Consider the following 13,987-nt stretch of genomic DNA (forward strand, 5'->3'; position numbering starts at 1 on the left):
ATGAGCGACGTCATCGTCTACTCCAGTGACTACTGCCCTTATTGCTCGCGCGCCAAGCACCTGCTGCAGAGCAAAGGCGTGGCGTTCCAAGAGATCAAGGTCGATGGCAAGCCGCAAGTGCGCGCCGAGATGAGCCAGAAGGCCGGCCGCACCTCGGTGCCACAGATCTGGATTGGTAGCACCCACGTGGGCGGTTGCGACGACCTTTACGCCCTTGAGCGTGCGGGTAAACTCGACGGCCTGCTCAAGGCTTGAACCAGAACCCCTATTAAAGACCCTGCAAAGAAGGATCTGTCATGACTGACCAACAGAACAACGACGCTGCTGCAGCCGACGAAAGCACCCCTCAGTTCTCGATGCAGCGCATCTATGTGCGCGACCTGTCGTTCGAAGCGCCGAAAAGCCCGGCGATCTTCCGTCAGCAGTGGGAACCCAGCGTTGCCCTGGACCTGAACACCAAGCAGAAAGCCCTGGAAGGCGACTTCCACGAAGTCGTCCTGACCCTGTCGGTCACAGTGAAGAACGGCGACGAAGTGGCGTTCATTGCTGAAGTTCAGCAGGCCGGTATCTTCCTGATCAAGAATCTCGACGCCGCTTCCATGAGCCACACTCTGGGTGCGTTCTGCCCTAACATCCTGTTCCCGTACGCACGCGAAGCGCTGGACAGCCTGGTGACCCGTGGCTCGTTCCCGGCGCTGATGCTGTCGCCGGTTAACTTCGATGCCCTGTACGCGCAAGAAATGCAACGCATGCAGGAAGCAGGCGAAGCGCCTTCGCTGCAATAAGCGTTATGCGGAACTGAAAAAGCGCCCCGATGGGCGCTTTTTTCATGGGTTCGATCGCGGGGCAAGCCCGCTCCCACAGGGTCTTGGTAATCCTGGTGGGAGCGGGCTTGCCCCGCGATAAAAATCAGGCAAACCCTTGCTGGCGCCAGGCCTCATACACCGTCACCGCCACGGTATTAGACAGATTCAAGCTCCGGCATCCCGGCCGCATAGGCAGGCGCAGGCGCTGCTCGGGCGGCAGGCTGTCGAGCACTTCGGCGGGCAGGCCACGGCTTTCCGGGCCGAACAGAAAGGCGTCACCCGGCTGGTAGGCGGTCTCGTGATAGGGGTGCGAGCCCTTGGTGGTAAAGGCGAACAGGCGTGGTTGCCCCAGGCTTTCCAGGCAGCTGGCAAGGTCGGCGTGGCGCTTGAGGGTGGCGTACTCGTGGTAGTCCAGCCCGGCACGGCGCAAGCGCTTGTCATCCAGCTCGAAACCGATGGGTTCGATCAGGTGCAAGTCGCAGCCGCTGTTGGCGCAGAGCCTTATAATGTTGCCAGTATTCGGTGGAATCTCTGGTTGGAAGAGGATGACGTGAAACATGCACGGCTCCGAGCATAAAGATGGCGAGCATTCTACTCCTGAACCCGACGTGCGTTCGCAACAATGGCCACGTGTGCTGTTTTCGTTGGCGATCTTCGGCATGTTGGTCGGCCTGATGATCGGGCGCCTGACCGCGCCGGAGCCCCGGGTGCTGGAGCAGGTGCAGGTCGTGGAGGGCGGGCTGGACCTGTTATTCAACGAAGAGCCCAAGCTGCATGGCGAAGAAGTCGATGGCACGCTGGCGTTGCTGTTTGATGCCGAAGGCAGGGCGGCGCGCGGCCAGTTACAGCAACACGGCAAGCCTGTCAGCTGGCGGGTTCAGAAAAGTGATGGTGGGTTGCTGGTGACCCTAGTGGCTGCTCGTCCCCTGCACGGCAACTGGGCCGGTGCAGAGGACGATGGGCGCTGGCGAGTGCAGGTGCGCCTGCGCGAATAAAAGAGGGGAATCCCCGGCCTGCCTGTACCAAGGCCCCCAAAACTGGAAGTACTGATACTAATGCAGAGTGTGTGCCAGTTTTGTTTCAGTCAGTGAAATAGGGTGTGTAAGGGTCTAGCGCGGGGTTTTGCGGGGGATTCGTGCCTTGCGGTGGTGCATTGGGCACAGGTTCGGTGCAAAAAGCATCGCGGGGCAAGCCCGCTCCCACAGAAGATCACACATCACCTGTGGGAGCGGGCTTGCCCCGCGATATGGCTAAAAGTCAGGCCTCGTCGTCGCCGTCTTCTTCACCACCGTCAACCTTCATTCCTAGCTCTTTGATCTTGCGGGTCAGGGTATTACGCCCCCAGCCCAGCAATACCGCAGCGTCACGCCGACGTCCGGCAGTGTGCTTGAGGGCGGTTTCGATCATGATCCGCTCGAAACTCGGTACGGCACTATCGAGCAGGCTCGATTGCCCACGGCTCAGCGCTTGGTCAGCCCATTGGCGCAAGGCTTGTTCCCAATTGGTCACCGGTGCAGTGTCTTGCGGCAGGTTCAGCAGCTCGGGCGGTAGGTCGCCGATATGCACTTCCCGGCCAGAAGCCATGACCGTGATCCAGCGGCAGGTGTTTTCCAGCTGACGCACGTTACCTGGCCACGGCAGATTGCGCATGAACTCTTCGGTTTCTGCCTTGAGCAACTTGGGTTCGACCGCAAGCTCTTGCGCAGCGCGGCCGAGGAAGTGGCGTGCCAGGGTCGGGATGTCTTCACGACGGTCAGCCAGGCGTGGAATATGAATACGGATCACGTTCAGGCGATGGAACAAGTCTTCACGGAACTTGCCGGCCTGTACCAGGGTTTCCAGATTCTGGTGCGTTGCGGCAATGATGCGCACATCGACCTTGACCGGCACATGGCCCCCGACCCGATAGAACTCGCCATCAGCCAGCACACGTAACAACCGCGTTTGGGTGTCGGCGGGCATGTCGCCAATTTCGTCGAGAAACAGGGTACCGCCATCGGCTTGTTCGAAGCGCCCACGGCGCAAGTTGGCGGCACCAGTGAAGGCACCTTTTTCATGGCCGAACAACTCGGACTCCATCAAGTCCTTGGGAATGGCTGCCATGTTCAGAGCGATGAACGGTGAGGCGGCCCGAGGGCTGTGGCGGTGCAGGGCATGGGCTACCAGCTCTTTACCGGTACCGGACTCGCCGTTGATCAGTACGGTGATGTTGGAGTGGCTCAGGCGCCCGATGGCGCGAAACACTTCCTGCATCGCTGGCGCTTCGCCAATGATTTCCGGGGTGCGGGTCAGGCTTGGTGCGATATCCAGGCCTTGCTGCTCCTGGGCATGCTGATTGGCGCGCTTGACCAGCGATACGGCTTCATCGACGTCGAAGGGCTTGGGCAGGTATTCGAATGCGCCGCCCTGATAGGAGGCCACCGCGCTATCGAGGTCTGAATGCGCGGTCATAATGATCACCGGCAGGCGCGGGTGTTGTTCACGGATCTGCGCCAGCAGATCCAGGCCACTGGCCCCCGGCATGCGAATGTCGGAAATGATCACGTCCGGCTGTTGCCGGGCCAGTCGGCTCATGACGCCGTCGGCACTGTCGAAACTTTGGGTGGTCATGCCTTCCTGTTGCAGGGCTTTTTCCAGGACCCAGCGGATGGAGCGATCATCGTCGACGATCCAGACGGTTTCACTACGGCTCATGAGGCGGAGGCTCCTTGTTCCAGCGGCAGAAAGATCGAGAACGTGGTGTGGCCTGGATGGCTGTCACACTCGATCAGGCCCTGGTGCTGACTGATGATGTTCTGGGTGATGGCCAGGCCCAGCCCGGTACCGTCCGGACGACCACTGACCATGGGGTAGAAGATGGTTTCCTGCAGTTCGGCGGGGATGCCCGGGCCGTTGTCGATGATCTCGACTTTGGCCACCAGGCGATGGCGGGTATGGCCGATGGTGAACTGACGCATCGCGCGGGTACGCAGGCTGATACGCCCCAGGCGCAATTCGTTCTGGCCGCTGATGGCCTGCATGGCGTTGCGCACGATGTTCAGCACCGCCTGAATCATCTGTTCGCGGTCGATCAGGACGTCGGGCAGGCTTGGGTCGTAATCACGCACCAGGGTGATGCCGCCCTGGCTCTCGGCTTCGACCAGGCTGCAGACTCGTTCGAGAACTTCATGGATGTTGGTCATCGCCAGCGACGGCAGTTTGTTCGAGCCGAGCATGCGATCGACCAGGTTGCGCAAGCGATCAGCCTCTTCAATGATCACGTTGGTGTAATCCTTGAGGCTTTCCTCGGGCAGCTCCCGCGACAGCAGTTGCGCTGCGCCACGAATGCCGCCCAGCGGATTCTTGATCTCGTGGGCCAGGCCGCGAACCAACAGTTTGGTGGTTTCCTGCTTGGACAGCTGGGCTTCTTCTTTGGTGATGCGCAGCAACCGGTCGCGAGGGTGTACTTCAAGCAGCAGCAAGGTCCGTCCACTGTTGAGGATCGGCGTGACTGCATAGTCGACGGTCTGTGTTTGCCCGGTCAGGGAAGTCAATTGCGCTTCGCGCTTGGTGAACGGGTGTGCGTGTTCCACGGCCTGGCGCAAGGAGTTGAGTGCTTCAGGCGATTCGGTGAACAACTCACTGATGAATTGCCCATGGCTGCGCTGGCCGCTGATGGCCAGGAGCATTTCCGCCGCCGGGTTCATGTACTCAAGCCGCAAGTCGGCATTGAGCAGGATGGTGGCGGTGGTCAGATTGTCCAGTAGCAGTCGGTGCAGGGCATCGCTGATGGTCATGGGGTGTCTGTGACCTCTTTTGGCTCATGACGACTCTGGCGGGGCCAGAGTCGCGGGCGCTGGTTGTCTGCTGGTAACAAGAAAATGCAAAAAACAAACCAAGGCTCCGAAAAGAAGCGGATCTGCCGGATAAAGACCTGTATTTGCGCTAAATATGGCTATAAAGCCCTAAAACGGCAGTCTGCTTGAACCAAAATGGGCTGAATCGCTCCAGTGCATGCCGTTTCATGCACCAATATAGAGCATAGAGAATGAATTACCGCACGACGCACAAGTGGGCGGTGGCGCGGATCAGGGCCAGCGCCTGCTGTGGGTTTTGCGTCCGTTGTCCGATGGCTCTGGCTACGGCAGGCTGACAAGGTTCGGGGCGATTGCGGTCAAAAGCGGCAAGCTCACTGAGTAAATTGCGCTGCAGACGGTCCAGTTGTGGGCGCAAGTGTTTGGCCAGATCGACACGGTGCGTCTGTGGTGCACTGCCCACCGCATGCCATTTCGACAGTGCGCTGTACTGGAGCAGCTTGTTGGCTTCGATCTGGTCGGTGAAAAATGTGGCGGCCCGCTCTGCATCGACGCCGAAGCGCGTGGCTTGGGCCTGGACGTTGGTGATCACCTGTATTTCGCGGCCAGCGTCCTGCACGGGCTGGCCCGAGTCCCATTTATTCAGGGCCACAGCCTGAGCGATGTCCAGGCGTTGCTCCACACTGTTGAGCAGCCGCTGCAAATTGTTGTCGGGCGGTGGCGGTGTTGCGCAACCCTGGCTCAGTAGCAGGGGCGTGAGTAGCAAGGCGGGTATGTATTTATGCATGAGAAGGCCTCCAGGACAGGGGATCCTGAGTGTGCCGCTGCTTTATTTTTTTACCTGTCAGCTGCTTCGCATACCTTTGTCAGAAAAAAAGAAGGCCTCCGAAGGAGGCCTCTTTTTATTGCATCACGCCGCTTGCGCAGGCGTCACTGAATTAGCAGCTGTAGTACAGCTCATATTCCAGTGGGTGTACGAAGGTGCGGACCTTGATTTCTTCTTCGCTCTTCAGGGCGATGTAAGCATCGATGAAGTCGTCAGAGAACACGCCGCCCTTGGTCAGGAACGCACGGCCTTTGTCCAGCTCTTCCAGAGCTTCTTTCAGGCTGCCGCAAACTTGTGGGATCTCTTTCGCCTCTTCAGGCGGCAGGTCGTACAGGTTCTTGTCGGCAGCGTCGCCTGGGTGGATCTTGTTCTGGATACCGTCCAGGCCGGCCATCAGCAGAGCAGCGAAGGCCAGGTATGGGTTGGCAGCCGGATCCGGGAAGCGGGCTTCGATACGGCGGGCTTTCGGGCTCGACACGTAAGGAATACGGATCGAAGCGGAACGGTTACGGGCCGAGTAGGCCAACATTACCGGGGCTTCGAAGCCTGGAACCAGACGCTTGTAGGAGTTGGTCGAAGGGTTGGTGAAACCGTTCAGAGCCTTACCGTGCTTGATGATACCGCCGATGAAGTACAGAGCGGTGTCGGACAGGCCAGCATAGCCTTCGCCAGCGAAGGTGTTCTTGCCATCTTTCCAGATGGACATGTGAACGTGCATGCCCGAGCCGTTGTCGCCGTACAGTGGCTTCGGCATGAAGGTGGCGGTGCGGCCGTAGGCATCGGCAACGTTGTGAACAACGTACTTCAGGGTTTGAACTTCGTCAGCTTTCTTCACCAGGGTGTTGAACTTGACGCCGATTTCGTTCTGGCCGGCAGTTGCCACTTCGTGGTGGTGAACTTCGACGGTCTGACCCATTTCTTCCAGTGCGTTGCACATGGCAGTACGGATTTCGTGGTCGTGGTCGAACGGTGGAACTGGGAAGTAGCCACCTTTAACGCCTGGACGGTGGCCGCGGTTGCCGCCTTCGACGTCCTGGTCGGACATCCACGAGCCTTGCTCGGAGAAAATTTTGAACATCGAGCCGGAGATGTCGGACTTGAACTTCACTTCGTCGAAGATGAAGAACTCAGGCTCTGGACCGGCGAACACGGTGTCACCGATCATGGTGGCTTTCAGGTGCTCTTCAGCGCGCTTGGCGATAGCGCGTGGGTCGCGGTCGTAGCCTTGCATGCTCGAAGGTTCGATGATGTCGCAGACCAGGATCAGGGTCGGCTCTTCGGTGAACGGGTCCAGCACGGCGGTATCGTCGACTGGCATGAGGATCATGTCGGAGGCTTCGATGCCTTTCCAGCCAGCGATGGAGGAACCGTCGAACATTTTGCCGACTTCGAAGAAGTCGTCTTCCAGCGCATCACGAGCTGGCATGGTCACGTGGTGCTGGGTGCCTTTGGTGTCCGTGAAGCGCAGATCAATCCATTTAACGTCATGATCTTTGATGAGTTGAACCGACTTCGACATAGTGTCCTCCGGGTGGGGTAGAGCTTGCCTGTGCAGCCCTTTAATTTGGGTGATGCCGGGCGCGAATAGTCGGCCAAGGCAACCTGCCTCACAAGGGAGCAAATTGCATGCCAGTGCCCCGGTTTGGATTTTTTGCCCGATTCTCAGGCACTGCAGCGGTGTTTGGCTCAAAAGCAGGTGGTTTTGTGCACCCTTAAGAGGCGTTAAAAAGGTGCATTGCACCGAAATGGTGCGCAAGAAACCTTCTGTACATTAATTGGTTAAACCTTGAGCAATTTCCGCTATAATCCGCGCCCCACTTTTTTAGTCGGCACCTCGCGCGCTGTTTTTCATGAAACTAATCGTAAAAGTCTTCCCAGAGATCACCATCAAGAGCCGCCCGGTTCGCAAGCGTTTCATCCGTCAACTGGGCCGCAACATCCGTACCGTGCTCAAGGACCTCGATCCTGCGCTCGCGGTTGACGGTGTCTGGGACAACCTCGAGGTGGTCACCCGCATCGAGGACGAAAAAGTCCTGCGCGAGATGACCGAGCGCCTGACCTGCATGCCGGGCATCGCCCACTTCCTGCAGGTCGACGAATACCCGCTGGGTGACTTCGACGACATCGTCGCCAAGTGCAAAACGCACTTCGGTCACCTGCTGGCCGGCAAGCGCTTCGCCGTACGCTGCAAGCGTGGCGGCCATCACGACTTCACTTCGATGGATGTCGATCGTTATGTCGGCAGCCAGCTGCGTCAGCAGTGCGGCGCCGCCGGTATCGACCTGCGCAACCCCGAGGTCGAGGTGCGTATCGAAGTGCGAGACAAGCTTCTGTACGTGATTCACAACCAGCACAAGGGCATCGGCGGCTACCCACTGGGCGCCCTGGAGCAGACCCTGGTGCTGATGTCCGGTGGTTTCGACTCCACGGTCGCGGCCTACCAGATGATGCGTCGCGGCCTGATGACCCACTTCTGCTTCTTCAACCTCGGCGGCCGTGCCCACGAGTTGGGGGTGATGGAAGTTGCCCACTTCCTGTGGAAAAAATACGGCAGCAGCCAGCGCGTGCTGTTCGTCAGCGTACCGTTCGAAGAAGTGGTCGGCGAGATTCTCGGCAAGGTCGACAACAGCTACATGGGCGTGACCCTCAAGCGCATGATGCTGCGTGCTGCCAGCAACATCGCGGATCGCCTTGAAATTGATGCACTGGTGACCGGTGAGGCGATCTCGCAGGTGTCGAGCCAGACCCTGCCGAACCTGGCGGTGATCGATTCGGCCACCGAGAAGCTGGTACTGCGCCCGCTGTTGGCCAGCCACAAGCAAGACATTATCGATCAGGCCAACCAGATCGGAACCGCCGAGTTCGCCAAGCACATGCCGGAATACTGCGGCGTGATCTCGGTGAACCCGACTACCTGTGCCAAGCGTCACCGCGTTGACCATGAAGAAAAGCAGTTCGACATGGCTGTGCTTGAGCGCGCTCTGGAGCGTGCTCGCCTGGTGTCCATCGACAATGTGATCGATGAACTCGGTCAGGATATTGAAATTGAAGAAGTCAGCCAGGCGCTGGCCGGGCAGGTGGTGATTGATATTCGTCACCCCGATGCCCAGGAAGACCAGCCCCTGGAACTGGACGGCATCGAGGTCAAGGCCTTGCCGTTCTACGCCCTGAACAGTCGCTTCAAGGAGCTGGATGCTACGCGCCAGTACCTGTTGTATTGCGACAAGGGGGTAATGAGTCGCCTGCACGCCCATCATTTGCTCAGTGAGGGACATGCCAATGTGCGCGTTTATCGTCCGACATAAAACGCCGGGGCTATATGGCGGGAGCATCCGCCATCGCCCTCCCGACCACCGGGCCGTTTGAGCGCCATTCATTCATATTCGCCGCCTAGACTGGGCGGCAACCCGAATCCTCTGATCGAGATACACACGTGATCGAAAATCTGCGTAACATCGCCATCATCGCCCACGTTGACCATGGTAAAACCACCCTGGTTGACAAACTCCTGCGTCAGTCCGGCACTCTGGAGCGTAACGAGCTCAACGACGAGCGCGTCATGGACTCCAACGACCAGGAAAAAGAGCGCGGTATTACCATTCTGGCGAAAAACACCGCCATCAACTGGAACGGCTACCACATCAACATCGTCGACACCCCCGGCCACGCCGACTTCGGTGGCGAGGTTGAGCGTGTAATGTCGATGGTTGACTCCGTGCTGCTGCTGGTCGACGCCCAAGACGGCCCTATGCCGCAAACCCGTTTCGTGACCAAGAAGGCGTTCGAAGCCGGCCTGCGTCCAATCGTGGTCATCAACAAGGTTGACCGTCCGGGCGCGCGTCCTGACTGGGTTCTGGACCAGATCTTCGATCTGTTCGACAACCTCGGTGCCACCGACGAACAGCTGGACTTCAAAGTCGTCTACGCCTCGGCCCTGAACGGTATTGCCGGTCTGGACCACACCGACATGGCTGAAGACATGACCCCGCTGTACCAGTCGATCATCGACAACGTACCAGCGCCAGCCGTTGACCGTGACGGTCCGTTCCAGATGCAAATCTCGGCACTGGACTACAACAGCTTCCTGGGTGTTATCGGCGTTGGCCGTATCGCTCGTGGCCGCGTCAAGCCGAACACCCCGGTTGTTGCCATCGACACCGAAGGCAAGAAGCGTAACGGCCGTATCCTGAAGCTGATGGGTCACCACGGTCTGCACCGCGTTGACGTCGAAGAAGCTCAGGCTGGCGACATCGTCTGCATCAGCGGTTTCGATGAGCTGTTCATCTCCGACACCCTGTGCTCCCCTGATGCGGTAGAAGCGATGAAGCCGCTGACCGTTGACGAGCCAACCGTTTCGATGACCTTCCAGGTCAACGACTCGCCGTTCTGCGGTAAAGAAGGCAAGTTCGTCACCAGCCGTAACATCAAAGAGCGTCTGGACAAAGAGCTGCTGTACAACGTTGCACTGCGCGTTGAAGAAGGCGACTCGGCCGACAAGTTCAAGGTGTCCGGCCGTGGTGAGCTGCACCTGTCGGTTCTGATCGAAACCATGCGTCGCGAAGGCTTCGAGATGGGTGTTGGTCGTCCGGAAGTAATCATCCGCGAAGTCGACGGCGCCAAACACGAGCCGTTCGAAAACGTCACCATCGACATCCCTGAAGAATCTCAGGGCAAGGTCATGGAAGAAATGGGTCTGCGTAAAGGCGACCTGACCAACATGGCGCCGGATGGCAAAGGCCGTGTTCGTCTGGAGTACAACATTCCAGCCCGTGGTCTGATCGGTTTCCGTAACCAGTTCCTGACCCTGACCAACGGTGCAGGCATCCTGACCTCGATCTTCGATCGTTACGCTCCGATGAAGTCCGGCCACATGTCCGGCCGTCAGAACGGCGTACTGGTTTCGGTTGAAACCGGCAAGGCTCTGACCTACTCCCTGGAAACCCTGCAGGCTCGTGGCAAGCTGTTCGTAGAACACGGCCAGGAGATCTACAACGGTCAGATCGTTGGTCTGAACAGCCGTGACAACGACCTGGGTGTTAACCCAACCAAAGGCAAGAAGCTCGACAACATGCGTGCTTCGGGCAAAGACGAAACCATCGCTCTGGTTCCGCCGGTTCGCTTCACCCTGGAACAGGCTCTGGAATTCATCCAGGACGACGAGCTGTGCGAAGTGACTCCTAAGTCGATCCGTCTGCGTAAGAAGATCCTCGACGAAGGCGAGCGTACCCGCGCTGCCAAGAAAGCCAAGGCTAACTAAGCCCGGCTGAAACGAAAACGCCCCCGGTCGCAAGGCCGGGGGCGTTTTTGTTTGTCTGGAAAACCAATCGCGGGGCAAGCCCGCTCCTACAGGTGATTGCTTGTGGGAGCGGGCTTGCCCCGCGATGTGTTTAGCGCCGCGCCGCAGGTTTGGGAATGTAGGCGCAATACCCCGGCCGCGGCCCCACCCGTGGATGGTTGCGGCAGGTATCCGGGCGTGTGTCATAAATGGTGCACAGGCGGCTTTTACGATCCAGGTAGATGCAGTCGTCGTTGCTCATCTGCGCCAGGGTGAAAATCCCCGACTTCTGGTTGAAGCGCTGGATGATCCCGTCCTTCTGCAAACGCTTGGCAATATTCTTCGGCGGCTCGCCCACCTCGAACTCGTCCACCACGCCCATGCGGATCAGGTCTTTGATTTTCACTTCCGTTGGCAAGGTGCAGCAGGTCGAGTTGCAGCCTCCGCACATGTGGCTTTGGTACTTCTGCCAGGTTTCCAGGCGGTCGACTTCGGCCGCGGCAATTAGGGTCGGTTTCATCAGGTTCTGGTTTTAGGTGTTTTGGTAGGCGCGCGATCATACCGGAGTTGATCAAAATGTGAACAACCATTTGCCGATTACGTCATCATTAGGTCGCACTTTTGTACAGAAACCAGAACCAGCGCTGTCGCTCTGTGTCGAACGGTCTAGGCTGAGAAATCTCCATCCGCATTCGTCAACCTGATCGAGGACGTCGCATGTCTCAGGAACCACTCGCTCGTGACGCAGAGGTGGCCGCGTTCCGCACCGCTGTACTGGATAAATTGACTTACGCGGTCGGCAAAGACCCCGAGCATGCTTTTGAACACGACTGGTTCGAAGCCATCGCTCTGGCAGCCCGTGATCACATGGTCGATCACTGGATGGATCACACCCGCCAGATTTACCGCAAGAGCCAGAAGCGGGTGTATTACCTCTCTCTGGAATTTCTAATCGGTCGCTTGCTCTACGATAGCTTGAGCAACCTGGGGCTATTGGAAATTGCGCGTGAGGCGCTTAGTGGTCTGGACGTTGATCTGGAGCGCATTCGTCTGCTGGAGCCAGACGCAGCCTTGGGCAATGGTGGCCTTGGCCGGCTGGCTGCCTGCTTCATGGAAAGCATGTCAACGCTGGGTATTGCTGCCCATGGCTATGGTATTCGCTACGAACATGGCCTGTTCCGTCAGGCTGTGGTCGATGGCTGGCAGCAGGAGCAAACCGAGAATTGGCTGGATTTCGGCAACCCCTGGGAGTTCGAGCGCGCCGAGGTTATCTACCCGATCAGTTTCGGTGGCAGTGTCGAAACCGTCCAAGACGCCAATGGCCAGCAGCGCCAGGTGTGGTGGCCAGCGGAAACCGTGCGGGCCGTTGCCTATGACACTCCGGTGGTCGGCTGGCGTGGAGCCAGCGTCAACACCTTGCGTCTTTGGCGTGCACGGGCGCTTGAGGAACTGCATCTGGAACGCTTCAACGCCGGCGACCACTTGGGTGCCGTGGCCGAGGTGGCGCGTGCCGAAAGCATTTCAAGGGTGCTGTATCCGGCTGACAGTACCGAAGCCGGTCAGGAGCTGCGCCTGCGCCAGGAGTATTTCTTCGTTTGTGCCTCGCTGCAGGACCTGTTGCGCCGTCACCTGAACATGCATGACACGCTGCTGAATCTGCCGCAGCAGGCCGCCATCCAGCTCAACGATACCCACCCATCGATTGCTGTGGCCGAGTTGATGCGCTTGCTCGTCGACCAGCACGAAGTGCCATGGGATACCGCCTGGCAGTTGACCGTCGATACCCTGGCGTACACCAATCACACGCTGTTGCCCGAGGCGCTGGAAACCTGGTCAGTCAGCTTGATGGAGCGCATGCTGCCGCGGCACATGCAGATCATCTACCTGATCAACGCCTTTCACATTGATGCTTTGCGCGCCAAGGGCATTCACGATTTCGATGTGCTACGTGCCGTATCGCTGATCGAAGAAGACAATGGTCGTCGCGTGCGCATGGGTAACCTGGCGTTTCTGGGGTCGCACAGCGTCAATGGCGTGTCGGCGCTGCACAGCAAATTGATGCGCAGCACTGTGTTCGCCGAGCTGCACAAGCTGTATCCCGAGCGGATCAACAACAAGACCAACGGCATCACCTTCCGTCGATGGCTATTCCAGGCCAACCCGCAATTGACCAGCATGCTGGTTGAGGCGCTGGGAGAAGAGGTGCTCGATAACCCTGAAAGCCGCTTGCGTGGCCTGGACCCATTTGCCGACAAGGTCAGCTTTCGCAAGCAATTCGCCGCGCAGCGCCTGCACAGCAAAAAAGCATTGGCCAACCTGATTCAGGAGCGCCTGGGCGTTACCGTGAACCCCGAGGCGATGTTCGATGTTCAGGTCAAACGGATCCATGAATACAAACGCCAGCTACTGAACCTGCTGCACACCGTGGCTCTGCACCAGGCGATTCGTGCCGAGCCGGGGGCAGGGTGGGCGCCGCGGGTGAAAATCTTTGCCGGCAAGGCGGCCGCCAGTTATCACCAGGCCAAGTTGATCATCAAGTTGAGCAACGACATTGCCCGTGTGGTGAACAACGACCCGACCGTGCGCGGCTTGCTCAAGGTGGTGTTCCTGCCCAACTACAACGTCAGCCTGGCAGAAAGCATCATCCCGGCAGCTGACCTTTCCGAGCAGATCTCCACAGCCGGTTACGAAGCTTCCGGTACCAGCAACATGAAGTTCGGCCTCAATGGCGCTTTGACCATCGGCACGCTGGACGGCGCCAACGTTGAGATGTGCGAGCAGGTGGGCGCCGAAAACATGTTTATCTTTGGCCTGAGCGCTCAGCAAGTGGAAGCGCGCAAGCGCAGCGGTGACTTTGGCGCCAGTGCCGCAATCGGTGCCTCGCATCGCCTCAATGACGTCCTGCAGGCGATTCGCAGCGGAGTATTTTCCCCGGATGACCCGGCGCGCTATGTGGGGTTGGTGGACTCGCTGGTGGCCCATGACCGCTTTCTCGTGTGTGCTGACTTCGATGCTTACTGGGACGCCCAGATGCGTGTCGAAGCGCTCTGGCATGACCCCCAGCAGTGGTGGCGTATCGCCGTGCTCAACACCGCGCGGATGGGGTGGTTCTCGTCGGATCGAACGATTCGCGAATATGCCACGCAGATCTGGAAAGCCCTCGACTAAGCTGTGCATGAAGGCCCGGGAGCAGTGAACTCTCGGGCCTGCATGCCGTCTGATCGGGCAAGCGTATCGGATCGCTCGCTAGCGCTGCTCTCTCCCTGTAAACTGCGGGGGTTTTTAT

General features: G+C 58.7%; 12 protein-coding genes. 6 read left to right on the top strand and 6 right to left on the bottom strand.

All coding sequences use genetic code 11. The features are described 5' to 3' along the window. Complete coding sequence (gene grxC / locus E1573_RS05035) at nucleotides 1-255, top strand: glutaredoxin 3 (protein ID WP_133211231.1); 255 nt, start codon at nucleotides 1-3, stop codon at nucleotides 253-255. A 41-nt stretch (nucleotides 256-296) separates the two neighbouring features. Beyond that, the gene (secB, locus tag E1573_RS05040; RefSeq protein ID WP_133211233.1) at nucleotides 297-785 is read left to right on the top strand and encodes a protein-export chaperone SecB; all 489 of its coding nucleotides are present in this window, start codon (nucleotides 297-299) and stop codon (nucleotides 783-785) included. Nucleotides 786-909: 124 nt separating this feature from the next. On the opposite strand, the gene trmL is transcribed toward secB, so the two are convergent. Next, nucleotides 910-1,365 carry a tRNA (uridine(34)/cytosine(34)/5-carboxymethylaminomethyluridine(34)-2'-O)-methyltransferase TrmL gene (gene trmL / locus E1573_RS05045; RefSeq protein ID WP_133211235.1) on the bottom strand — a complete coding sequence of 152 codons (456 nt, stop codon included), beginning with the start codon at nucleotides 1,363-1,365 and terminating at the stop codon, nucleotides 910-912. On the opposite strand from trmL, the gene E1573_RS05050 reads away from it, so the two are divergent. Then, nucleotides 1,364-1,801 (top strand): hypothetical protein, encoded by a 438-nt coding sequence (locus tag E1573_RS05050; RefSeq protein ID WP_133211237.1) that lies wholly within the window; start codon nucleotides 1,364-1,366, stop codon nucleotides 1,799-1,801. The genes trmL and E1573_RS05050 overlap by 2 nt on opposite strands. 262 nt (nucleotides 1,802-2,063) lie before the next feature. On the opposite strand, the gene ntrC is transcribed toward E1573_RS05050, so the two are convergent. The 4 genes from ntrC to glnA form a co-directional block, all read right to left on the bottom strand. After that, the gene (ntrC, locus tag E1573_RS05055) at nucleotides 2,064-3,500 is read right to left on the bottom strand and encodes a nitrogen regulation protein NR(I) (RefSeq protein WP_133211239.1); all 1,437 of its coding nucleotides are present in this window, start codon (nucleotides 3,498-3,500) and stop codon (nucleotides 2,064-2,066) included. After that, a complete protein-coding gene (gene glnL / locus E1573_RS05060; RefSeq protein WP_133211241.1) occupies nucleotides 3,497-4,582 on the bottom strand; it encodes a nitrogen regulation protein NR(II) in 1,086 nt (361 codons plus the stop codon). The genes ntrC and glnL overlap by 4 nt, the downstream gene beginning before the upstream one ends. Before the next feature lie 256 nt (nucleotides 4,583-4,838). Continuing rightward, nucleotides 4,839-5,387, bottom strand: a complete 549-nt coding sequence (locus E1573_RS05065; RefSeq protein WP_133211243.1) for a chorismate mutase — start codon at nucleotides 5,385-5,387, stop codon at nucleotides 4,839-4,841. A gap of 151 nt (nucleotides 5,388-5,538) precedes the next feature. Continuing rightward, nucleotides 5,539-6,945 (bottom strand): type I glutamate--ammonia ligase, encoded by a 1,407-nt coding sequence (gene glnA, locus E1573_RS05070; protein ID WP_133211245.1) that lies wholly within the window; start codon nucleotides 6,943-6,945, stop codon nucleotides 5,539-5,541. A gap of 331 nt (nucleotides 6,946-7,276) precedes the next feature. On the opposite strand from glnA, the gene thiI reads away from it, so the two are divergent. Then, entirely contained in the window at nucleotides 7,277-8,731 is a 1,455-nt protein-coding gene (gene thiI, locus E1573_RS05075) for a tRNA uracil 4-sulfurtransferase ThiI (RefSeq protein WP_133211247.1), read from the top strand. Nucleotides 8,732-8,859: 128 nt separating this feature from the next. Next, entirely contained in the window at nucleotides 8,860-10,683 is a 1,824-nt protein-coding gene (typA, locus tag E1573_RS05080; protein WP_133211249.1) for a translational GTPase TypA, read from the top strand. A gap of 130 nt (nucleotides 10,684-10,813) precedes the next feature. On the opposite strand, the gene E1573_RS05085 is transcribed toward typA, so the two are convergent. After that, the gene (locus tag E1573_RS05085; RefSeq protein ID WP_133211251.1) at nucleotides 10,814-11,221 is read right to left on the bottom strand and encodes a YkgJ family cysteine cluster protein; all 408 of its coding nucleotides are present in this window, start codon (nucleotides 11,219-11,221) and stop codon (nucleotides 10,814-10,816) included. 197 nt (nucleotides 11,222-11,418) lie between these two features. On the opposite strand from E1573_RS05085, the gene E1573_RS05090 reads away from it, so the two are divergent. Then, complete coding sequence (locus E1573_RS05090) at nucleotides 11,419-13,869, top strand: glycogen/starch/alpha-glucan phosphorylase (protein ID WP_133211253.1); 2,451 nt, start codon at nucleotides 11,419-11,421, stop codon at nucleotides 13,867-13,869. Nucleotides 13,870-13,987 lie beyond the last annotated feature (118 nt).

It is taken from the genome of Pseudomonas sp. H9 (genome assembly GCF_004353925.1).
Classification (GTDB): Bacteria; Pseudomonadota; Gammaproteobacteria; order Pseudomonadales; family Pseudomonadaceae; genus Aquipseudomonas.